20 protein-coding genes are annotated in these 21,063 nt (G+C 61.5%); 16 read left to right on the forward strand and 4 right to left on the reverse strand.

What is annotated here, in order from left to right:
* Positions 1-68 precede the first annotated feature (68 nt).
* The 3 genes from ACOOHD_RS11150 (at position 69) to dnaX (ending at position 2,825) form a co-directional block, all read left to right on the forward strand.
* Positions 69-566 (forward strand): SixA phosphatase family protein, encoded by a 498-nt coding sequence (locus ACOOHD_RS11150; RefSeq protein ID WP_420457955.1) that lies wholly within the window; start codon positions 69-71, stop codon positions 564-566.
* Positions 563-895, forward strand: coding sequence for a DUF4296 domain-containing protein (locus ACOOHD_RS11155; RefSeq protein ID WP_420457956.1), 333 nt, complete (start codon positions 563-565; stop codon positions 893-895). The genes ACOOHD_RS11150 and ACOOHD_RS11155 overlap by 4 nt, the downstream gene beginning before the upstream one ends.
* 196 nt (positions 896-1,091) lie before the next feature.
* On the forward strand, positions 1,092-2,825 hold the full coding sequence (gene dnaX, locus ACOOHD_RS11160; protein ID WP_420457957.1) for a DNA polymerase III subunit gamma/tau: 1,734 nt from the start codon (positions 1,092-1,094) through the stop codon (positions 2,823-2,825).
* Between the two features lie 67 nt (positions 2,826-2,892).
* On the opposite strand, the gene ACOOHD_RS11165 is transcribed toward dnaX, so the two are convergent.
* Positions 2,893-3,111: a hypothetical protein gene (locus ACOOHD_RS11165; RefSeq protein ID WP_420457958.1), complete on the reverse strand. Its 219-nt coding sequence runs from the start codon at positions 3,109-3,111 to the stop codon at positions 2,893-2,895.
* A gap of 22 nt (positions 3,112-3,133) precedes the next feature.
* The gene (scpA, locus tag ACOOHD_RS11170) at positions 3,134-5,206 is read right to left on the reverse strand and encodes a methylmalonyl-CoA mutase (protein ID WP_420457959.1); all 2,073 of its coding nucleotides are present in this window, start codon (positions 5,204-5,206) and stop codon (positions 3,134-3,136) included.
* 85 nt (positions 5,207-5,291) lie between these two features.
* Between scpA and ACOOHD_RS11175 the strand changes: the two genes are divergently transcribed.
* From ACOOHD_RS11175 to ACOOHD_RS11205, 7 genes are all read left to right on the forward strand, one after another.
* Complete coding sequence (locus ACOOHD_RS11175; protein WP_420457960.1) at positions 5,292-6,215, forward strand: YihY/virulence factor BrkB family protein; 924 nt, start codon at positions 5,292-5,294, stop codon at positions 6,213-6,215.
* Between the two features lie 70 nt (positions 6,216-6,285).
* A complete protein-coding gene (locus ACOOHD_RS11180; RefSeq protein WP_420457961.1) occupies positions 6,286-7,389 on the forward strand; it encodes a DegT/DnrJ/EryC1/StrS family aminotransferase in 1,104 nt (367 codons plus the stop codon).
* A complete protein-coding gene (locus ACOOHD_RS11185; protein ID WP_420457962.1) occupies positions 7,386-8,081 on the forward strand; it encodes a WbqC family protein in 696 nt (231 codons plus the stop codon). Before ACOOHD_RS11180 ends, ACOOHD_RS11185 begins: the two co-directional genes overlap by 4 nt.
* Positions 8,078-8,779 carry an acetyltransferase gene (locus tag ACOOHD_RS11190; protein ID WP_420457963.1) on the forward strand — a complete coding sequence of 234 codons (702 nt, stop codon included), beginning with the start codon at positions 8,078-8,080 and terminating at the stop codon, positions 8,777-8,779. Before ACOOHD_RS11185 ends, ACOOHD_RS11190 begins: the two co-directional genes overlap by 4 nt.
* Positions 8,779-9,720: a hypothetical protein gene (locus ACOOHD_RS11195; protein WP_420457964.1), complete on the forward strand. Its 942-nt coding sequence runs from the start codon at positions 8,779-8,781 to the stop codon at positions 9,718-9,720. The genes ACOOHD_RS11190 and ACOOHD_RS11195 overlap by 1 nt, the downstream gene beginning before the upstream one ends.
* Before the next feature lie 6 nt (positions 9,721-9,726).
* Positions 9,727-10,398 (forward strand): hypothetical protein, encoded by a 672-nt coding sequence (locus ACOOHD_RS11200; RefSeq protein ID WP_420457965.1) that lies wholly within the window; start codon positions 9,727-9,729, stop codon positions 10,396-10,398.
* A complete protein-coding gene (locus ACOOHD_RS11205; protein ID WP_420457966.1) occupies positions 10,391-11,410 on the forward strand; it encodes a glycosyltransferase family 2 protein in 1,020 nt (339 codons plus the stop codon). The genes ACOOHD_RS11200 and ACOOHD_RS11205 overlap by 8 nt, the downstream gene beginning before the upstream one ends.
* Here the strand turns inward: ACOOHD_RS11205 and ACOOHD_RS11210 are convergent.
* Positions 11,341-12,489, reverse strand: a complete 1,149-nt coding sequence (locus tag ACOOHD_RS11210) for a glycosyltransferase family protein (protein WP_420457967.1) — start codon at positions 12,487-12,489, stop codon at positions 11,341-11,343. The two genes, ACOOHD_RS11205 and ACOOHD_RS11210, sit on opposite strands and share 70 nt — an antisense overlap.
* Positions 12,490-12,555: 66 nt before the next feature.
* On the opposite strand from ACOOHD_RS11210, the gene ACOOHD_RS11215 reads away from it, so the two are divergent.
* From ACOOHD_RS11215 to ACOOHD_RS11240, 6 genes are all read left to right on the forward strand, one after another.
* On the forward strand, positions 12,556-13,383 hold the full coding sequence (locus ACOOHD_RS11215; RefSeq protein WP_420457968.1) for an ABC transporter permease: 828 nt from the start codon (positions 12,556-12,558) through the stop codon (positions 13,381-13,383).
* A gap of 163 nt (positions 13,384-13,546) precedes the next feature.
* A complete protein-coding gene (locus tag ACOOHD_RS11220; protein WP_420457969.1) occupies positions 13,547-14,824 on the forward strand; it encodes an ABC transporter ATP-binding protein in 1,278 nt (425 codons plus the stop codon).
* Positions 14,825-14,843: 19 nt separating this feature from the next.
* Positions 14,844-15,707: a sulfotransferase gene (locus ACOOHD_RS11225; protein WP_420457970.1), complete on the forward strand. Its 864-nt coding sequence runs from the start codon at positions 14,844-14,846 to the stop codon at positions 15,705-15,707.
* Positions 15,708-15,722: 15 nt separating this feature from the next.
* Positions 15,723-17,324 (forward strand): hypothetical protein, encoded by a 1,602-nt coding sequence (locus ACOOHD_RS11230; RefSeq protein WP_420457971.1) that lies wholly within the window; start codon positions 15,723-15,725, stop codon positions 17,322-17,324.
* A 3-nt stretch (positions 17,325-17,327) separates the two neighbouring features.
* The gene (gene asnB / locus ACOOHD_RS11235) at positions 17,328-19,100 is read left to right on the forward strand and encodes an asparagine synthase (glutamine-hydrolyzing) (protein WP_420457972.1); all 1,773 of its coding nucleotides are present in this window, start codon (positions 17,328-17,330) and stop codon (positions 19,098-19,100) included.
* 174 nt (positions 19,101-19,274) lie between these two features.
* A complete protein-coding gene (locus tag ACOOHD_RS11240; protein WP_420457973.1) occupies positions 19,275-20,195 on the forward strand; it encodes a hypothetical protein in 921 nt (306 codons plus the stop codon).
* On the opposite strand, the gene ACOOHD_RS11245 is transcribed toward ACOOHD_RS11240, so the two are convergent.
* Positions 20,173-20,973 (reverse strand): glutamate--tRNA ligase family protein, encoded by an 801-nt coding sequence (locus tag ACOOHD_RS11245; protein WP_420457974.1) that lies wholly within the window; start codon positions 20,971-20,973, stop codon positions 20,173-20,175. The two genes, ACOOHD_RS11240 and ACOOHD_RS11245, sit on opposite strands and share 23 nt — an antisense overlap.
* Positions 20,974-21,063: the final 90 nt, after the last annotated feature.

Genomic DNA, 21,063 nt, shown 5'->3' on the forward strand with positions numbered 1-21,063 from the left:
GCGCACCGATATAGCTTGCACCTTAATTCAGCGTTAAGCGCAGGTAAAGCCACATAGAACTACAGTAGGTGAAATACGTATATCTGGTCCGTCACGCCAAGAGTAGCTGGGCCGACCCCGACCTCAAGGACCACGACCGCCCCCTCAACTCCCGCGGCCGCAACGATGCCCCCCGCATGGCCGCCCGCCTCAAAAAATCGGGCGTCAAGATCGACGGCATCCTCACCTCCAGCGCCAAACGCACCCGGCAGACCGCCCAGTATTTCGCCGAGGTGTACGGATTGGGCAAAGACCGTATCCTAAAGGAAAAGAAGCTCTACCACGCAGGCCCCAAGACCATCGAGCGCTGCATCCAGCAACTCCCCGACGACTGGACCACCGTGCTGGTCTTCGGCCACAACCCCGGCTACACGGAGGCGGCCAACGCCCTCAAGAACGACGACTACATCGGCAACGTACCCACCTGCGGCATCGTCGGCAGCAAGGCAGACGGCAAGAAATGGAGCAAGTGGAAACTCGCCGACGCTAAACGCACGGTGTTCTATACCCCCAAAGACGATAAATGACCCTCAGGCTACCGGCTACGCTTCTGCTCCTCCTAGGCCTGGCCGCCGGCTGTGCTAGTCTCGACCCCGGCCCCCCGCCCGTCGATGCCGAAACCCTCGCCGAGTTAATCGCCGACCTACAGCTCGGCCAGTCGCTAGTGAACGAAATCCCCATCGTGGTACGCGACTCCATGCAGCGGGTGTACTACGAGTCCATCCTGGCCGATCACGGCTACACCCGCCAGTCCTTCGACAGCGTGATGTGGCTGGTGCGCCAGGAGCCGGTGTGGATCGATACGGTGTATGCAAGAGCCGGAGAGATAATTGCTCGGGAAATGGTCGAGGAGTAGACCGGCGCGTTGCGCCGGGTAGAGCCCTCGCTACGCGTTCGGGCGTAGACCGCGTTGCGGGTGGACCCTATGGGTTAGACTCGTCTCGCAGGCACCACATGCGGCAGCTCTACCCCGCTTCAGCGGGTCTACCCCCGAACGCGCCAGCGAGGGGTCTACCCCGGCAAAGCCGGGTCTTCCCCTTACCTTTACCCCAATGAGCAACTTCGTAGTCTCCGCCAGAAAGTACCGCCCCACCCGCTTCGACGAGGTCGTAGGCCAGCAGCACGTGTCGCAGACCCTGAAGAATGCCCTGCAGACTGATCACCTGGCCCATGCCTTCCTATTTTGTGGGCCCCGGGGCGTGGGAAAGACCACCTCGGCGCGTATCCTGGCCAAGGTGCTCAACTGCCAAAACCGGACGGCGGACTACGAGCCCTGTAACGTCTGCAGCAGCTGCGTGGCCTTCAATAATAATGCCAGCCTCAACATCACGGAGCTAGACGCGGCCAGTAACAACAGCGTTGACCATATTCGGGCGCTGACCGAGCAGGTGCGTTTTCAGCCGCAGCAGGGGGAGTATAAGGTGTTCATCATTGACGAGGTGCACATGCTCTCGACCCAGGCCTTCAATGCATTTCTGAAGACACTGGAGGAGCCGCCGTCCTACGCCGTATTTATTCTGGCTACAACGGAGAAGCACAAGATCATTCCCACCATTCTGTCGCGCTGTCAGATCTTCGACTTCAAGCGGATCCAGCCGAAGGATATCATCGAGCACCTACAGGGGATTTGCGCGCAAGAGGGCATCACGGCCGATGAAGAGGCGCTGCACATCATCGCCCAGAAGGCCGACGGGGCCCTGCGCGATGCCCTGAGTATCTTCGACCGCATCGTGAGCTTCAGCGGTAAGTCGATCACCTACGCGGCCGTGATCGAGAACCTTAACGTGCTCGACTACGACTACTACTTCCGGGCCGTGGACTACATCCTGACTGAAGACCGGGCCGGTATGCTCCTGCTGTTTGATGAGGTGCTGCGGCGGGGCTTCGACGAGGACCTGTTCCTGAATGGCCTGGCCGCGCACGTCCGTGACCTGCTCGTGTGCAAGGACCGGGCCACCCTGCAACTGCTCGAGATCGGCGACCGGCTGCGTAGTCGCTACCACCAGCAGGCGGCCATCACGCCGCCCGATCTGCTGCTGACCGTACTGGACCTAGCCAATGAGTGCGACCTCAACTTCAAGATCGCCCGCAACAAGCGGCTGCACGTGGAGATGAGTCTGCTGCGTATGGTGAGTATCCGGCGGGCCTTTCGCAATGAGCCCATGCGTAGTGCGGCGGCCCCTTCCACGGACGTTGCACCGGCGGCCCCGCCCCCGGTTACGGCGCCTCCTGCCGCAGTAGAAACGTCTATTCCGGAGGTCGAGGAGGTTCATAATCCGGTGGAGATGCCCCCGATTGAGGAAGTGCCCGAGCCGCCAAGCACGGTAGCGCCTACGGCCTTCGATGCCCTGGATATCGCTAGTCTGCTGGCTGAGGCGGAAGAAGAGTTAGAAGATGCCGTACCCGCCGATGAGCTACCGGAGCTGGACGATGAATCCCTGCGGAGAGCCTGGGATGCTTTCCTACAGGAGCACAAGGAGACTACGCTAGCACTGTTCATGAAGCAGGCCCTGCCGCTGGTGGAAGATGAGGAAGTGGTGGTAAAGATCGGCTCGGCCCGGGCGCTGGCCTCGTTGCGCGATGATGAGAGCCTGATCGTGCACCTACGCGACGTCTTTGCCCGCCCCAATTTGGTGATGCGCCTGGTGGAAGATGCCAGCCTGAAGCCCGTACAGTCGACCGCTAAAAAGCGGCTGACGGCTAAAGATAAGTTTTTGGCCATGCGGGAGAAGAATCCGGCGCTGGAAGAGTTGCGGCGGCGGTTTGATCTGCGGCCTGAGGAGTAGGGTAACTGCGTTGCTAAAGGTTTTAAAAATTTTGAGCGCCGCAGGCGCTAACTACATCTACGTTAAATCAGATGATACTATGCAGTTGCCATGCTTCCTTTCGTAGTTGATCTGCATCAATATCCTTGTCCCTCCACATCCCCTTAGCTTCGGCAAAAAGTTGGTCTTTGCTTTCTTCAGTATCCTCACCAAATTCTTTAATCTCTACGTAGTCGAGCTGTGATAGCAGATCGTAAAGAAATCCTTTTTTTTCAGGGTCTTTAATCGTCAGCACTAGCGTTTCCATTGCACTTCGTTTCATGTAGAACCTAGCCCTCAATCGCAAAGTTGCTTCCCAGCATCAGCCCTAGCAACTCCTCGGCCGCAGCTCCTATATTAGTACCCGGGCCGAAAATACCCACCACCCCCGTCTCCCGTAGGAACTCGTAATCAGCCGGAGGAATAACCCCGCCAACCACCACCCGGATATCCGCCGCATCCTGGTTGGCAAGCTCCTGGATCACCTCCGGCACCAGGGTCTTGTGCCCGGCGGCCAGGGAACTGATGCCCAGCAGGTGTACGTCGTTCTCCACGGCCTGACGCACGGCCTCCTCCGGCGTCTGGAAGAGCGGACCCACATCGACATCGAAGCCCAGGTCGGCAAAGCCCGAGGCGATAACCTTGGCCCCCCGGTCGTGGCCATCCTGCCCAAGCTTGGCGATCAGGATACGCGGCCTACGGCCGTAGGCAGTGACGAAGCGGTCGGAGAGCCCACGCACTTTCTGTAGCCGGTCAGTATCGGAGTGACCGGCGTACACCCCACTGATGAGTTGGTGGGTAGCCCGGTAGCGACCGAAGACCTCCTCCAGGGCGCTGCTGATCTCGCCCAGGGTGGCCCCGGCGCGGGCGGCATCGACGGCGGCGGCCAGGAGGTTATCCTCGCCGCGGGCAGCGGTCTTTAAGGCTTCGAGTGCAATCTGGTGCGCGGTGGTATCCCGTTGCTCCCGGGCGCGGGCGATTTGTTGCACCTGCTCCGTACGCACCCGGTCGTTATCCACCTCCAGCAGGTCGAAGTCGGCGGCCTCTGCGGTACGAAAGACATTGACGCCCACGATCTGCTCACGGCCGCTGTCGATGGCCGCCTGCTTACGGGCGCTGGCCTCCTCGATGCGCAGTTTGGGCAGACCGGTCTCGATGGCCCGCACCATACCCCCGGCCTCCTCCACCTCCTGCATCAGCTGGCGAGCCTCGGCGATGAGGCGGTCGGTTTCGGCCTCCACGGCGTAGCTGCCGCCCCAGGGGTCTACGGCCTGGGTGATGCCGAGCTCGTTTTGCAGGTACAGCTGGGTGTCGCGGGCGATCTTGGCGCTGTAATCGGTGGGTAGGGCGATAGCCTCATCGAGGGCGTTAGTGTGCAGACTCTGGGTGCCGCCGAAGACCGCCGCCAGGGCCTCGATACAGGTGCGGGCCACGTTGTTGTAGGGGTCCTGCTCGGTGAGGCTGTAGCCGCTGGTCTGGCAGTGGGTGCGCAGCATGGAGCTCTTCGGATTTTTGGGCTTGAATTCGGCCATGAGCTCGGCCCAGAGCTGGCGGCCGGCACGCAACTTGGCAATCTCGGTGAAGTGCCGCATGCCGATGCCCCAGAAGAAGCTCAGGCGGGGCGCAAAGTCATCCACATCCAGCCCGGCCGCTACGCCGGCGCGTACGTAGGCCAGTCCGTCGGCCAGGGTGTAGGCCAGCTCCACCGCCGCTGGCGCCCCGGCCTCGTGCATGTGGTAGCCGCTGATGCTGATACTGTTGAAGCGCGGCATGTGCTGGGCCGTATAGGCGAAGATATCGGCCACGATGCGCATGCTCGGCCCCGGGGGGTAGATATAGGTATTGCGCACCATGAACTCCTTGAGGATATCGTTCTGGATGGTACCGGCCAGCTGCTCCGGGGCCACGCCCTGCCGCTCGGCGGCCACGATGTAGAAGGCCATCACGGGTAGCACGGCCCCGTTCATGGTCATGCTCACGCTCATCTTTTCCAGCGGGATCTGGTCGAAGAGCCGCTCCATATCCGCCACCGTATCGATGGCCACGCCGGCCTTGCCCACGTCGCCGCGCACCCGGGCGTGGTCGCTGTCGTAGCCCCGGTGGGTGGCTAGGTCGAAGGCTACGGAGAGCCCACGCTGTCCGGCGGCTAGGTTGCGGCGGTAAAAGGCATTGGATTCCGCGGCGGTCGAAAAGCCGGCGTACTGGCGGATTGTCCAGGGCCGGCCCACGTACATACTGGCGTAGGGGCCGCGGCGGTAGGGGGGTAGTCCGGCTACCCCGCCCGGGCCGGCATCTGTGGTGGGGGATACGGTTACGCGGCCTAGCTGGTGGTCGGCGCGGTCGGGAAAGTGAGGGCGTGGCATAGGCGTGGGCTGGCGGGCAAAATACACAATCCCCCCACGCGAACACTTCCCCGCCGCCCCACTTATAGATAGCAAACGCACTACCGTGGCCCAGGAGAATATCTTTCGGCGCATTTTCGGCTTCACGAAGGAGCTGTTTACCAATTTTGGCAAGGACGATGCCTTCACCCTCGGGGCGGCCCTGGCCTACTACACCGTGTTCAGCTTCGCGCCCCTGCTAGTGGTGGCCATTGCCGTGGCTAGCTACTTCGTGGGCGAGGAGGCCGTGACGGGGCGGCTCTACGGCGAACTGGAGGGCCTACTGGGTCCTGATGCGGCCTCCACCCTACAGGAGATCGTCAGCAACGCCTACTCTACCGGTGATACCCTCTGGGCATCCATCCTGAGCGTGGCCACCCTGGTCTTCACCGCTACTACGGTGTTTGCTACGCTCAAGTCTAGCCTCAACCGTATCTGGGAAATAGAGGCCCGACCGGCCAACAACATCCTCGGCTTCATCTTCACCCGCCTGCTCAGTTTTAGCTTCGTGCTAGGATTGGGTTTCATGCTCATGGTCACCCTGATCGTGAACACCATCATCATAGGTTTCATGGATAAGATTGCCGCCCTGGTACCCGCCCTGGGGCCGGTGGTACTGGCCGTGACTAGTTGGGTGCTGTCTACGGCCGTCACGGCCGTCATCTTCGCCCTACTTTTCCGTTACCTCCCCGACGCCAAGGCCCGCTGGAAGGACATCTGGGCCGGGGCCATCTTCACGGCTATCCTCTTCGGTCTCGGGCGTTTTCTGATCGGCTTTTACATCGGTAATTCCGACTTCGGCAGTACCTACGGAGCGGCCGGGGCCCTGGTCACCCTACTCGTATGGACCTACTACAACAGTCAGATCCTCTTCCTCGGTGCCGAGTTTACCGCCACCTGGGCCAAACGTCGGGGCTTCCCCATTCGTCCGGACCACAACGCCGTCCGTATTATCAAAGAAGTACGCAAGGTGGACGGTATCAAAGTTTAATGCGGGCGGGGCCGCGGGTGCAAGGCCTTTAGTGTACCTTAGTATCACCTAAGCCCCCTATTCGTTAGGTTTGAACAACGCACCCATCCAGGTTACGAAGACGTACCTCCCTCAGCTGGAGGAGTATACCGCCCTGCTGGAGCAGGTCTGGGACCGGCATTGGGTGACTAACGGCGGCCCACTGGTGCTGGAACTGGAAGCGACCCTCAGTAAGCGACTCGACGTACCGCTGCAGCTCGTCAGCAACGGTACCGTGGCCCTCCAACTCGCCATCCACGCCCTGGAGCTGACCGGCTCGGTGATCACCACGCCCTTCTCCTACGTAGCCACTACCAACGTGCTGCTCTGGGAAAATCTTCACCCGGTTTTCGTGGACGTAGAGCCCACCTGGTACACCCTCGATCCCGGCCTCGTAGAGGCGGCCATCACGCCCGACACCTCCGCGATCCTGGCCACCCATGTGTATGGCTATCCCTGTCAGCACGCGCAGCTGGAGGCGATCGCCCGGCGGCACGGGCTAGCCCTGATTTACGACGCGGCCCACGCCTTCGACGTGCGGGTCGACGGGCACAGCGTCCTCCAGTGGGGCGACGTGTCAACGCTCAGCTTTCACGCCACCAAGGTCTTCCATACCATTGAGGGCGGGGGCGTACTGACCGATGACCCCGAGCTCCTCGAACGCCTCGATCTACTGCGCACCTTCGGACACGTAGGCCGGGATCACCGCAGCCTGGGCATCAATGGTAAGAACACCGAGTTCCACGCCGCCATCGGACTGCTCAACCTGCCGCGACTCGCTCCCAATCGGGTAGCCCGAAAGACGATCAGCGACCGCTACCGGAGTCTGCTGAGCGACCTACCCCTTACCGCACTCGACCCCGCTGACTACCCGGGGCTGGAGTACAATTACGCCTACTTCCCCGTCTTCTGCCCCGATGCCGACTGCCGCGAGCTACTGATCGAGGCGCTCAACGCCGAAGAAATTTACCCCCGCCGCTACTTCGAGCCCTCGCTCAATGAGCTCAATTTTCTGAGTGGTGAGCCGCGCGCAAGCTGCCCGGTCTCCGAGCACGCCTCGCGTACCGTAGTCTGCCTGCCCCTTTATCCCGACCTGGCCCTGGACGACGTGGACCGGATCTGCGCCATCATCCACCAAAGCCTGGTCGCAGTATGACGGCAGTGATGCAGCCCTACCTCTTTCCCTACCTCGGCTACTTCCACCTCATGGCGGCTGCCGATCACCTCGTCTTCTACGACGACGTGCAGTACATCAACGACGGCTGGATCAACCGCAACCGGCTCCCCCACGGCTGGTTTACCGTGCCGGTAGCAGCTGGCAGCCTGACCGATTCTATCCGGGAACGGCAGGTAGCCGTTGGTCCGTACACGCATTTTCGGAAGAAGTTTCTCAAGGGGTTCGGGCAGCGCTACGGTAAGAGCCCTTACTTCGAGACGGCGCAGCGTATGGTCCACGAGGTATTTGCCGAAACGCCCGGGTCCGTCAACGAAATGGCCCAGCGGAGCGTGTGCCTGGTAGCCGACTACCTAGGTCTTACTTTGCGCTACAGTACCTCCACGACGTACACCTACCAGCGCGAGCTTCCTACCCAGGCCAAACTCCTCAGCTTGCTTTACGCCTGTAGGGCAGAGCGCTACGTCAACCAGGTCGGGGGCAGCCACCTCTACGACCCGGAAGTCTTCGCCGCCAGTGGGGTATCTCTGAACTTTCTACAGTCCGATCTCGATTACAGCGCCGAGGAGCCCGGCCTGCAGTACTCCGTACTACACCTGCTGGCCCACCACCCCCCGCAGCAGTGCCGGGAATGGTTGCAGCAGTATACGATCACGACACCCACCTACGCATGAATCCTTTCGACACCCCCGCCCGCCGCGTTGTCATCTTCGGTGAGTCACAGCTGGCCAGCCTGGCGCACTTCTACCTCAAGCACGATAGCCAGCACGAGGTCGTGGCCTTTACGGTCGACGCCGCCTACCGCAAATCAGATACCTACGAGGAGCTGCCGCTGGTCGACTTCGAGACCGTGACCGAGCAGTACGCCCCCGACGAATACGCCATGTTTCTGCCCGTCAGCTTCAAGCAGATGAGTCACCTACGACGCGATAAGTTGGAGGCCGCCCGGGCTAAGGGCTACGACATCATCAGCTACGTGAGCAGCAAGGCCACCACCTGGCCGGATCTCGATGTAGGCGAGAACTGCTTCGTGTTCGAGGACAACACCATCCAGCCCTACGTCAAGATTGGGGAGAACTGCGTACTCTGGAGCGGCAACCACATCGGTCACCACACCGCCATCGGCAACCACGTATTCATCACCTCCCAGGTGGTGATCAGCGGAGCCTGTACGATCCACGACCACGCCTTCTTCGGGGTAAACGCGACAATCCGGGACGAGACCGTAATCGGGGAGGCTACCCTGGTCGGCATGGGAGCCCTGATCACGAAGGATACCGAGCCCTACTCCATTCACCTGGGGGCCAAGGGTAAGATCGCCCCCGGCAAAAGTATCAACCTCGATTCCCTGTCCCACAAAAGCGGCGGCTGATGGCCTGGCAAAAACTCGGCTGCTTCTTTACTACCGACGGGCAGCGGCCCTGGATGGTCAGTCATGCCTGCGTACCTACGGCACTGTACTTACCGGACGCCGACCGCATCCGCGTCTACTTTGCGCCCCGCAACGCGCGCGGACAATCCATCCCCACCTACCTCGAAGTCGACGCCGCCGACCCCACTGAGGTTACCTACCTCCACGACCGTCCGATCCTCGAACTCGGCGAGCGGGGTACCTTCGACGACGGCGGTATCATGCCCTGTAGCCTGGTGGAGGCGGCCGATGGCTCGCTCTACCTTTATTACGTAGGCTGGAACCCCTCGGTATCCGTGGCCTACCGTAATGCCGTGGGACTGGCCATCAGCCGCGACGGGGGCGTGACCTTCGAGCGGCCCTTCCCCGGTGCCGTCGTAGACCGCAACCGCACGGAACCCTTCTTTACCGCCTCCCCCTGTGCCCTACGCGAGGGCGACGACTGGCACCTGTGGTATGCCAGTAGCACGGGCTTTCTGGAGGTGGGCGAGCGCATAGAACCGCTCTACGTGATCAAGTATGCCCACTCGCGGGATGGCATCAACTGGGATCGGACCAACACGACCCTGCTTGCACCGGCGGCCCCGCCCGAATGTACCGCCCGCCCCTCCGTGGTGAAGGACGGGGACACCTACAAAATGTGGTACTGCTACCGTGGCAGCTACGACTACCGGGATGGCGCGGACGCTTACCGTATCGGCTACGCCGAGAGCCGGAATGCTGGTGAGGGTTGGCAGCGAATGGACGAACGGGCCGGTATCACCTACTCCGATGCCGGCTGGGACTCGACCATGCAGACCTACCCCAGCGTGGTGGACACCCCCCACGGACGCTACCTTTTCTACAACGGCAACGGGTTCGGCAAGACCGGTATCGGCTGCGCCCGCTGGCAGAACACCTAATGACACATGAAGACTACCCTATTCAACTACAATACCGCGCGCTACCCCTTCGGGAGACTGATCGGTGAGTACATCGGCACCCAGGAGCTGGAAACGCTGCACGCCGATTACGACAGCGACCCCGCCCTGGCCAACTCGCTATACAAGAATATGGAGCAGTCGCCCGTGTTCAAGGCGATGTACGCCGGCCTGAGCTCGCCCGCGGGGCAGGAATTTTACGCCACCTACGAGCGCTTCGTGCGGGAGGTGATCCGGCCGCAGTACGACGCGCCCATCTACTACCAGACCAAGCCGAGCCACCGCATCCTGTTTGCCGACGTCCCGGGGCAGAGCCGCTTTCACCGCGACGCCGACTACGGCCACGATCCGGCGGAGGTGAACTACTGGGTGGCCCTCACGCCGGCCTTCGGCACGAATACCTTCTGGATCGAAACCGAGGAAGGCAGGGGCGACTACCAGCCGGTAGAAGCCGAGCCCGGTCAGTTCGCGCGCTTTCGGGGCAGCACGCTTTCCCACGGGGCGAAGAATAATACGACCGGCAAAAGCCGGGTGAGCTTCGACTTCCGGGTGATCCCGGCGGCGGAGGCCCCCGCGCGGTACAGGGAGCAGGAAGCAGCCGACCCTAATGACGAGAACCCGGTGAGTGCGAACGCCCTTAAATTCAGCTATTGTGCATAGTCCTGCCCTACCCGCGGTGAGCGTAAGCATCATCACCTACAACCAGCGCGACCTGATCGGGCGGGCCATCGATAGCGTGCTGGACCAGCGCGTTGATTTCGAGTACGAGATTATAATCGGTGACGACTGCTCCAGCGACGGTACCCAGGCAGTCCTGCGCGACTACGCCCGCCGCTACCCAGACAAGATCCACCTTATCCTACACCCCCGGCGCTACCGCCGTGAGGTGCCCGGCCGCACCAACAACACGACTAATTTGCTGAATTGCCGCGGTAAGTATACCGCCATGCTCGACGGCGATGACTACTGGACCGACCCCGACAAACTCCAGCGGCAGTACGACCGCATGGAGGCACAACCGGAGCTGAGTATGTGTCTGCACGATGCCCAGATGGTGTACGATGATCCCCCGGCACCCGGGGAGGACCGACTTACGTATATGTCGGAGAGCGTGGGGGGAAGTGAGACGGGACAGTACACCCACGAGCAGTTGGCTGTGGGGAGCTACCTGCATCCCTTCATCGGCAGCATCATGTACCGAACCGCCCAGCTGCGGGACCTGCCCGACTGGTTTTACTACATCGTAGCGGCTGACTATGCGCTGATCCTACACCTTAGTCGGAACGGTCCGGTGTACTACGACGCCCACCCGGCGGCGGCTTACTACATCTCGCCCCAGGGATTCCAGCGGATATTCCGCAAGGATTTGTCCATCCTGCAGCAGGAGCTGCGCGACACCGACATCTACGCTACCCACTTCCCAGCCACGCGCCACAGCAGTAAGCTGACCCGGGGTAAGGCAACGCTGCACTGGCACCTGAGTCAGCACTACCGGGAAAAGCGGCAGTGGCGGCAGACGGCGCGCCATCTGCGGCAAATGTTTCGGGCGGATCGCCGGTTCGGGCTGCGTATGGTATTTAATCCCGTGCGGAAACTCCGGGGTCACTTCGTGTCCCTCTCGGCTAACCGGGCCAGCAGGTCAGCGGAGAAATCTGCGGCGATCCGCTCGTAACTGTAGTTTTCAAGAGTAAATTGCTGTCCGCGGGCGGCAATGGCGGCGCGCTCCTCGGGGTGGGCCAGGTAGTAATCGATCTGCTTGATGCAGTCCTCCTCATCAGTATAGGTGGCAAATATGCCCTGCGGAAAGGTAGCCGCCAGGTTAGGGGCCATCCGCGTAAGCATGAAGCCGCCCACGCCCATCACCTCGAACATGCGCTGGTTAAAACCGACGGTACCGGCGATGTCGACGTAGTCATTGAGGCAGATGTCGGCGTCGTGGTAGGTCTGGTACATCTCCAGTCCGCTGGTAACGCCCCGGAAGCCGGCGGCCAGGTTGGGGAAATCCTGTAGCGTACGGCCATCCCCCCCGTGCTCCCACCAGTAGCCCCACCAGGTAAATTTGGTGCGCCCGGCCAGTCGCTCGAAGAACTCGGTGCGGGCGGCAAAGTTTTCGGTACCCAGTCCGCCCACGAAGACTACGCCCGGACTGGGATTCCCTTCCTGCAGGTGATCCAGAATGCGGGGTTCGAAGCCCTGGTCATTCAGAATACTCTCCACCCCGTGCACCTCAAAAATCTGCTTGAAGTGGGGCTGATCGGTGTAGATGAGGTCGAAATCGTTGGGGTGCCACTCGTACGGCAGGCGGGCGCTGAGGCGGGCCACCAGCAGGGCATCCTTGCGGTAGGGCTGCCAGAAGGCGGAGGGCTGGGGCTGGGAGCGGGCGAAGAGCACGTCGGGCCGGCGGTGGCGGATGTAGGCATCGGCCACGTAACTCCGCCAGGCGCGGTGGCGGCCGGTGAGCCGTCGGTAGGCACGAAAGCTAAACTCCAGGGCGCGTGCGCGGGTGCCACCGAAGAGGTGCTGGGCCACCTTGCGGGTGAACACTGGATCATGAAAGAAGTACTCCTCGGCTTCCCAGTGGCCGTTCTGGTTGAGGTAGTAGGTGTAGTAATCACCGTAGTTGGAGAACAGGTCGAGCAGCCACTGCCGGTAGGTGGGTAGGTCCATCGCGTGGATCTCCGGGGCGGCGGCCTGCTTCTGCTGCAGGTACTTGGCGGGGTGGACGATGTCGAACTTGATGAGTTTCTTCATAGCGGGCGGCGAAGATAAAGGGGTTGGGAGAGCTTGGTCTATCTTTGGGGCTTCAACTACTGTGTCATGCCCTCAGCGGCGACTACGATAATCAAACCGGTCAGTGGCTGGCAGCTCCTCGACCTCAAGGGGCTCTGGCAGTACCGCGACCTGCTCTACTTCCTCTCCGTACGGGGCATCAAGATCAAGTACGCCCAGAGCGTGCTGGGCGTGGGCTGGGCGGTGGCCAATCCACTGATTCAGGCGCTGCTCTTCACTTTGGTGTTCGGTGAGCTCGCTAAGCTAGACAGTGACGGGACGCCCTACATCCTGTTCAGCTTCACGGCCATGGTGGTGTGGACCTACTTCAGCGGTATCCTGACCGATGCGACCACCTCGCTGGTGGCTAACCGCGACATGATTAGCAAGGTGTATTTTCCGCGCCTGATCCTGCCGCTAGCCGCCGTACTGAGCAAATTGCTTGACTTCGGGGTAGCCTTCCTGGTGCTAGTGGGCCTGCTGATCTACTACGGGCAGGTGCCGAGCGTGACGGTGCTGATGCTGCCGGTGCTGGTGCTGATCCTGGTGCTCACAAGTATCGGAGCGGGCTGTCTGCTGGCGGCGGTGGCCGTGCAGTACCGGGATGTGAACTACGCGATGACCTTTTTGGTCCGGCTGCTGATGTTTACGGTGCCGGTAGTGTACTCCATGTCCGTCATCCCGGAGGCCTACCACAGCGTGTACGCCCTCAATCCCATGGTGGGGGTGATCGAGGGCATGCGGTCGATGTTTCTGCAGACGCGGCCGTTTCCGTGGGAATGGGTCGCTACGGGAGGGGCGGTCTCGGTGATTATTTTTTTGGTGGGGTGCTTTTACTTTCGGCGGGTGGAGCGGCACTTTGCTGATTTGGCTTAAAGATTTAAAGCGGCAAACTCACCACGGAGTCCCCTAGAGGGGCCACACGGAGGGTGTCACTGAGGTTTCACAGAGCCGTCGTTATAGGTGTCTTCAGGGGGAGGACACGAAGGGCCATCACCTGACGGTGATGGGCGGCAAGTAGCAGGATAGAAGACTAATTATGAAGGATACGGTGATCGAGGTGAGTGGGGTGGGGAAACGGTACCGGTTAGGAAGTCGGGAGCAGGCGGATACGCTGCTGGGACGGGTGGGGAAGTTGGTGACCTACCCCCTCAGGAACTTTCGGGAGCTGGCGCAGCGGAAGAATTTCGGGGAGGACGACGAGAGTGTGCTGTGGGCGCTGCGGGAGGTGGACTTTAGCGTGCGGCAGGGGGAAGTGCTGGGGCTGGTCGGTCATAATGGGGCGGGGAAGAGTACGCTGCTGAAGATTCTGAGCCGGATCACGCCGCCGACAGTGGGTCAGATTAGCATCGAGGGGCGGGTGTCAAGCCTATTGGAGGTAGGTACAGGGTTTCACCAGGACCTGACGGGGCGGGACAATGTATTCATGAACGGGGCGGTGCTGGGGCTGACCAACCGGGAGATTCGGGAGCGCTTCGACGAGATCGTGGACTTTAGCGGCATCGAGAAGCACATCGATACGCCGGTGAAGTTTTACTCCTCGGGCATGAAGGTGCGGCTGGCCTTTAGCGTGGCGGCCCACCTGGACCCGGAAATCCTCATCATCGACGAGGTACTGGCCGTGGGGGATCTGGCCTTCCAGCAAAAGTGCCTAGGCAAGATGGATAGTGTGAAGGAGAAGGGGCGTACCATCCTCTTCGTGAGTCATAACATGAGCGCGGTGGAGGGGCTTTGCGGACGCTGCATTCTGATGGACGGGGGCCGGGTAGCCTACGACGGTACCGTCGGTGGGGCCATCGGGCGCTACCGCGAGGGCAGCCTACTGGCCGCCGAGTCGGAGGTGCTCGGAGCGCGTACGGACCGCGAGGGCGGCGGGCGGTTCCGCTTCACCGACGTGCGGCTCAACTACGGTGGTGGGGTCTACGCCGGCGAACCGCTCCTGTTGGAACTGGACTACGAGGCTACGGCCGACATTCCGAGTCTACAGGTGGCTATCAAGTTCAGTCGCAACTACCGCGAGGTGGTGATGACGCTGGATAACCGCATCCAAGGCCGGCCGCTGTCGGCCCACCGGGGGCACGGTACGCTGGTCGTAGAGCTACCGGCACTGAACCTGATCCCGGACCGCTACCTTATCGACCTGTGGGCAGGTACAAGTACGGTGGCCGAGGACCGCATCTTCAACGCCGCCACCATGATCGTGCTCGAAAAAGACGTGTACGGCAGCGGTCTGCTCCCCCAGGCCAACCGCCACGGCTTCTTTATTCCCCCAGCCTGTAGCTGGGAGACCGCCCGGGTTACCGCCCCCAATCCGTAAACTGAAAATTTCCTACCCAATGATACCAGGACGCGTCAAGGGCCACGTACGCAGTACGCTACGCAACACCATTACTAGCGGACGAAAACTAGGTTTTTTCCCTACCCGCCGCTTCGCCCTGATCTGCCACCAGCGCAGCGGGAGCAATATGCTCACCAGCGTATTCAATCAGCACCCCGAGGTGATCATGCGCGGGCAGATACTGCGTGATGACCCCGAGTACCAGCGGCAGCTCCAGGAGATGGGCATGCTACCCTTCACGGGTCAGTTATTCGACGATAGCGTCGAAGGCCGCCAGCGCTTCGATACGCTACAGGAGCAGCCCGACGAGCGGGAGCCCCGCAATACCGCTGCGGTCATCGAGTCGTTTTACCGATCGCAGGGCTACGACAGCCACCGGTCGATGATCGGGATAAAATTCCACGGGGGGACAATGTACCGTGACGAGATCGAGGAGATCTTCCTGGGGGATGATCCCACCTATAGCATTTTAGTCCTACACCGCGAAAACCTACTGGCCGCCGGCATCTCCTGGTACCAGGCGCGGATGCTGGACCAGTGGGTATCGAAGTCGCCGGACATTAAAAAGCCGGCGATCGAGATTGACATCCCCACCCTACGCGACTTTGTGCTGCGTACCCGCGACGATGTGGCGGAATGGAAGGCCCTGCTGGCCAAGCACCAGCACCCGTACCTGGAGCTGACCTACGAGCAGATCACGGCGGCCGACTTTTCCTACGACCCCATCTGGCAGCACCTGGGCGTCGAGTCAATCCCTACGCCGAAGCCAAAGACCTACAAGCTGCTCAAGGACTACAGCCACATCAGTAACATCGCGGCGATTCGTGCGGAGTTCGCCGGTATGGGGCTCGGAGAAGTCTAATACCACCCGCCCGCCTTGCTCGACCTCACCGCCCTACCCCACGACCGATCGGATTACCTGCGCACGCTGGTGCTGTTGCTCGTGTCCCTACTAGGCACCTTCTTCATGGACCAGCTGCTGAAGGGCCTGCCGATCTACGAGACCTTTTACGAGGGGGTGGCCGCCGTTAATCTGGCGGGCCGGCTGAACGGGACACGGATCGTAAGCTATTTCCTGCTCGGCCTGGGCTGTATCGTACTTGACCGCTGGCGGGGCATCGGTCTAGGCGAGTTACCGGCCGAAGCCCGTGCCCTTCTGATCATGGCGGTGGGCCTACAGATGTACACCATCGGCCTGCTGGACTACAACCACTACTACAACAACTGGATGGTGGCCGACCGGCTGCTGTTGGTGGGCCTCGGGGTACTGGCCATCGTGCGGCCGCTCTACCTACCGATTTTCCTGATCGATCTGGTCCTCCTGACCGGCCAGCTGCGGCAGCCCGACCTGATCGGCTACGACCACGTGCACAAGTACATCTTCCCGCACATCCTGGCGCTGGCATGGTGCTTCCTGGTGGCCTCGCGCTTCGTCCGCATCCGGGAGCCGTATTACCTGCTGGTGCCACTGATGATGGCCCCGCTGAGTCTGTGGTACATCATGGGGGGCATCGGTAAACTGGAGCTGGACTGGCCAAGTCAGAACAGCCTGTACAACCTCTTTGCCGCCGCCCTTGATGCCGGCTGGCTGGCGGGTTGGTCGCAGGGGACGAAGCTTTTCTTGGCAGACTTCCTGGTCACCTTTCAGCAGCCCATGCTCTGGAGCACGATTGTGCTCGAGATTCTACTGCCGCCGCTGCTGTTCGTGAACCGCCCCACGGCCATCGCCGTATCGCTCACGCTTATGATTTTCCACCTCTTTGTGTACCTATTCAGCGGGATCCTGTTTTGGCAATGGTCGCTGCTGGAGCTGGTCTTCATCTACTTCCTGGTATTCCGTAGGCAGGATGTGGCGCCGCTATTCAGTTGGCGATCGCGCGGGGTGTACTGGCTGACTCTCCTGCTACTGCCCCTAGCCGTACACATCGGCAAATTGGCCTGGTACGATTGTGGCTTCATCAACCACTACGCCTTCTTCCTCGTCAACGACCGCGGGGAAGAAACGGAGCTCGACGCTACCTACTTTTCTCCCTACGACACCGGCTTTGCTAAGAACCGCTTCTACTTTCTGACCCACGAAAAAACGCTGGCCAATACCTACGGGCAGTGCGATGACGTGAGCCTACTGGGGCTGCTGCGCGACTGGTCTAGCCGTAGTGCCGAGGACAACCAGACCCTTCTTGATGACTTCCGCAACCAGGCGGGTATGGAACGCTACGATGAGGCCGACGCGAAGGAGTTCCTAGCATTCCTGACCTCCTTCATCAGCAATAAGAACGCCTACGATCCGGAGCTCATCAGCCTACTTGCCGTGCCGCCCCACATGCAGCAGGGCCCTAACCAGCGTAACCTCCACAAAGCCGGCCTACACCACCTGAAGGTCGTGTACCGGGAAAAGGTGATCCTGCCCGGGCTGCGGTACCAGACCGTTGCCCAGGACAGTTTCTCACTTTCCCTCACTCCCCCCCAAGCTCCCTAAGCCATGTGCGGAATCATCGGCCAGCTCAACTTTCGGGGTACGGTAGACCGGGCGCTCTTCGACGCCATGCGCGACACACTGGTGCACCGGGGCCCAGACGGCTACGGCACCGAACTACGCCACGACGGTCGCCTCGCCCTGGGGCACCGCCGGCTGTCCATCCTGGACCTCAGCGAGCGCGGCCACCAACCGATGTCTAATGAAGACGGCACGGTGTGGATCACCTTCAATGGCGAGATATACAACTTCGGTCCGCTGCGCGAGCAGCTACTGACTGCCGGCCACCACTTTCAGTCCACCACCGACACCGAGGTATTAGTGCACGGCTACGAGGAGTGGGGAACAGAGGGGCTGCTGGGCCGCATCAAGGGCATGTTCGCCTTCGGCCTCTGGGATGAGCGGCGGGGCAAGCTGGTGCTGGTGCGGGACCGCTTCGGCATCAAACCCCTCGTGTACCATGCGGATGCCGAGCGGCTGGTGTTCGCCTCCGAAATTAAGGCTTGCACCCGCGACCCCGCCCTGAAAAAGGTGCTGCGGGAGGACGCGCTGGCCGACTACTTCCTATACTCCTACGTGCCGCACCCGGATACAGTCTGGGAGGGGCTGCACAAACTACGGCCGGCCCACTACCTGGAGGTCGATGCTGCTACCGGGGCCCAACGTATGGTCCGCTACTGGTCGCTACCCGAACGGATCGAACCCCTTCCCTACCCCGCCGCCCTGGAGCGCACGGACGAGCTGATGCGGCAAGCCGTACGGCAGCACCTGGTGAGTGACGTGCCGGTGGGGCTATTCCTGAGCGGGGGCTACGATAGCTCGGCGGTGCTGCTGTACATGCGCGAACTGGGGCAGGAGGTGGACGCCTTCTCGCTGGGTTTTGCGGGTAGTGAACGGAGCGAGCACCATCCGGCCGCGACCATTGCGGGGGCGCTGGGGGCGGAGCACCACGTCAAACTGCTGCACTACGAGGACGAGGTATTCCCCCTCATCGAGCGGCTGGTGGGGCACTACGATGAGCCCTTCGCGGTGAGTAGCCAGCTGACCTACCATTACATCGCCGAGTACGCCGCGCGGACCCACAAGGTGGTGCTGGGCGGCGATGGTGGCGATGAGCTGCTGGCCGGTTACCACTGGTATGCCCAACTCAACGACTGGCGGGCCGGTCCGCGGAGCTACCTGCGGGCCCTGCGCGGACAGGCCTCGCTGCGCGAGCAACGGCTGGAGGTGTACGCCCGCGAGCAGACCGGGGTGTACCACTACCTGCGCGGGCGGGGCATCCTCTCGCCAGAGTGGCTCGGTCGGCTGGAGGGGCGGGCCTATGACTACTTCGACCGGCACTACGGGCAGTCGGACGACAAGATTAAGTCGTGGCAGCGCCTCGACATTGACACCTTCATGCTGGACAACTGCCTGCAGCGGGCGGACTCATCCAGTATGCTGCACTCCCTGGAGGTGCGGGTGCCTTTTTTGGACCACGAGCTATTCGAGTTCGTGTACAGTCTGCCGAGCGATCGGTACTTCGACCCGAAGCAACCCAAGCGGATGCTATACGATAAACTGAGCGGCAAGCTACCGGCCAGCGTACTGGAGCGGGGTAAGCAGGGATTCGGCTTTCAGCACCGCGATGCGCTGAAGGGACCGGCCTACCAGGACTTCGTGAACCGGGGTGAGTTGGTGAAGCTGGGTATCGTGGCCGGGCCGGTGGACTTTCGGCAGATTACTGGGGAGGAGGCGTATCACCTGGTGTTCTTGGAGCAGTGGCTGCGGCTTAACTAAATGATAGTGCGCAAACGCAGGTGCAGCACGGTGAGCAGAATAACTACCACAGAGCGCGCAGAGGGACGCAGAGACGTGATCGCGTATAGCTCTGTGACCCTTCGCGACCTCTGTGGTTCATTTTTCAGTTTAGCACGCAGTGTCCAAACGCGCCTTCAAAGCAATCGCAGTAAAATGAACGACCAAGCCTGGACCCAAGACACCTTCTGGGTAGTACGCAGCGCCGGCGAGCGCACCGTAGCCGCCTGCACTGAATTGATCCGCAGTTTCGTGCCCGCCCACCGGGTAGTGCAGGTCGAGGAGCGGCCCTTTGCCAAAGCCATCGACAAAACCTTCCGACTGGCGGCGGCCAGTGGCTGCGAGTGGACCTTCTGCATCGACGCCGACGTGTTCGTGCACGCCGAGGGCATGCGGCAACTCTACGAAATTGCTGCCAAGGTACCCGACAACGTCTGGTTCGTGCAGGGACTTACGGTCGATAAGTTCATCCCCATCATCCGCACGGCGGGCACTGGCATCTACCGGAGTAAGGTGGCCGGTATGGCAACTATCGGTATCCCGGAAGATGGTACGGCCCTGCGCCCTGAGGACGTCACGCGGCGCAGTATGCTTACCCGCGGCTACCAGATGTACCGCACGCCCATCGTGGTGGGCCTGCACGATTTCGAGCAGTACTACCACGATATCGCCCGCAAGACCTTTCTGCACTACCACAAGCACCACACCGTGCGCCCGGAGATGCAGGGTTACTGGCGCAGTCAGCAGGCCCAGGACGCCGACTTTCGCGCTGCCCTACTGGGGGCCGAGCTGGGAGAGAGCTTCGCCGATAACCTGCTCATCGACCGGGAATTCAAGCGCCAGGAGATCGCCGCCGGCCTGGAGCGTATCGGCCTGGCTCCGAAGGAACCGCTAGCCCCCGGTGCCATCGATGCAGATTACGTCACCCATTTTTTAGAAACGTACCGGCCCGATACGGCCATCCAGCAGAAGAAGTACCCGCAGTACACCGATTACCAGTTGATGTACCCCTGGCTCACGCCCCAGCGGCGGTTCGTCAATAGCCTACGCCGCCTCAAGCAGCGCCTGACGCGGTGAGCCATTTCCGCGCCAGCTCGAAAAGCTGCTCCGGCGTGAAGCCCGCGTTCCACACCCGCACGGCCCCCTGACTCTTCGAAAGCTTGTCCCCGCCTTCACGCAGCAGCGGGTGGTGGACGAAGTGAATACGCTGCTCGAGCTTCGGGTAGCCAAGTAAATCGGATAGCAGGCTTTGGGCCGCCGTACTCGCCCGCAGGTCTTCCCCCCGGGCGCAGTGGGTGATGCCATAGTGCAGATCGTCGACCGTACAGGCCAGCTGGTAGCTCGGTCGGCCGTCCTTTTTGCGCACCGCGAAGTCGGGCATTTGGTCGTGTAGGGGCAGTCCGCGGGTGTTGATGCGCCAGGCGACTCCGGGCCGATCGAGGGGGATAGCGGCGGTGGGGCAGTCGTAGGCGTGGCGGCCATCGGCGAGTTCCTTGCGGGAGCAGGGGCAGGCAAAGAGTCGGGCTGCGTCAGCAGGGGTAGGGGCCCCTGATGTAAGCCAGGTGCGGTACAAGTGAGCCAGGGCATCACGGTACAGCGGCATCCGGTGCTCCTGTGACCAGTGAGCCTCAAAGTCAGCTGGGTCCCGGGGGCCCTGGGTAGGTTGGGTCCCTAGCCAGTCCAGCACCGCGAACACGTCTTCCAGGTACTCCGGGCGGAAGCGGGCACGGTCCAGGTCGTCGATGCGCAGCAGTAGTCCCGTGCCGTACCGTTCGGCCAGCAGGGCATTGGCGGCGAAGTTAGCGGCGTTGCCGGCGTGGAGGTAGCCGGAGGGGGTGGGGGCTAGGCGGGTCATGGGGAGGCGAAAGTAAGTCACGGTCAAAGGCTACATACCTTGTGTTTTACCTTCGCCGTTTCTACCCCCGACACAAGCACTGAAGCCAAC

The organism is Neolewinella sp., assembly GCF_965214665.1.
Lineage (GTDB): Bacteria > Bacteroidota > Bacteroidia > Chitinophagales > Saprospiraceae > Neolewinella.

Excerpts from the sequence above, each read along its gene's own strand:
- ACOOHD_RS11155 (WP_420457956.1), top strand. The coding sequence starts at position 563 with ATGACCCTCAGGCTACCGGCTACGCTTCTGCTCCTCCTAGGCCTGGCC.
- dnaX (WP_420457957.1), top strand. The coding sequence starts at position 1,092 with ATGAGCAACTTCGTAGTCTCCGCCAGAAAGTACCGCCCCACCCGCTTC.
- ACOOHD_RS11165 (WP_420457958.1), bottom strand. The coding sequence starts at position 3,111 with ATGGAAACGCTAGTGCTGACGATTAAAGACCCTGAAAAAAAAGGATTT.
- scpA (WP_420457959.1), bottom strand. The coding sequence starts at position 5,206 with ATGCCACGCCCTCACTTTCCCGACCGCGCCGACCACCAGCTAGGCCGC.
- ACOOHD_RS11185 (WP_420457962.1), top strand. The coding sequence starts at position 7,386 with ATGACGGCAGTGATGCAGCCCTACCTCTTTCCCTACCTCGGCTACTTC.
- ACOOHD_RS11190 (WP_420457963.1), top strand. The coding sequence starts at position 8,078 with ATGAATCCTTTCGACACCCCCGCCCGCCGCGTTGTCATCTTCGGTGAG.
- ACOOHD_RS11195 (WP_420457964.1), top strand. The coding sequence starts at position 8,779 with ATGGCCTGGCAAAAACTCGGCTGCTTCTTTACTACCGACGGGCAGCGG.
- ACOOHD_RS11200 (WP_420457965.1), top strand. The coding sequence starts at position 9,727 with ATGAAGACTACCCTATTCAACTACAATACCGCGCGCTACCCCTTCGGG.
- ACOOHD_RS11210 (WP_420457967.1), bottom strand. The coding sequence starts at position 12,489 with ATGAAGAAACTCATCAAGTTCGACATCGTCCACCCCGCCAAGTACCTG.
- ACOOHD_RS11215 (WP_420457968.1), top strand. The coding sequence starts at position 12,556 with ATGCCCTCAGCGGCGACTACGATAATCAAACCGGTCAGTGGCTGGCAG.
- ACOOHD_RS11220 (WP_420457969.1), top strand. The coding sequence starts at position 13,547 with ATGAAGGATACGGTGATCGAGGTGAGTGGGGTGGGGAAACGGTACCGG.
- ACOOHD_RS11225 (WP_420457970.1), top strand. The coding sequence starts at position 14,844 with ATGATACCAGGACGCGTCAAGGGCCACGTACGCAGTACGCTACGCAAC.
- asnB (WP_420457972.1), top strand. The coding sequence starts at position 17,328 with ATGTGCGGAATCATCGGCCAGCTCAACTTTCGGGGTACGGTAGACCGG.
- ACOOHD_RS11240 (WP_420457973.1), top strand. The coding sequence starts at position 19,275 with ATGAACGACCAAGCCTGGACCCAAGACACCTTCTGGGTAGTACGCAGC.
- ACOOHD_RS11245 (WP_420457974.1), bottom strand. The coding sequence starts at position 20,973 with ATGACCCGCCTAGCCCCCACCCCCTCCGGCTACCTCCACGCCGGCAAC.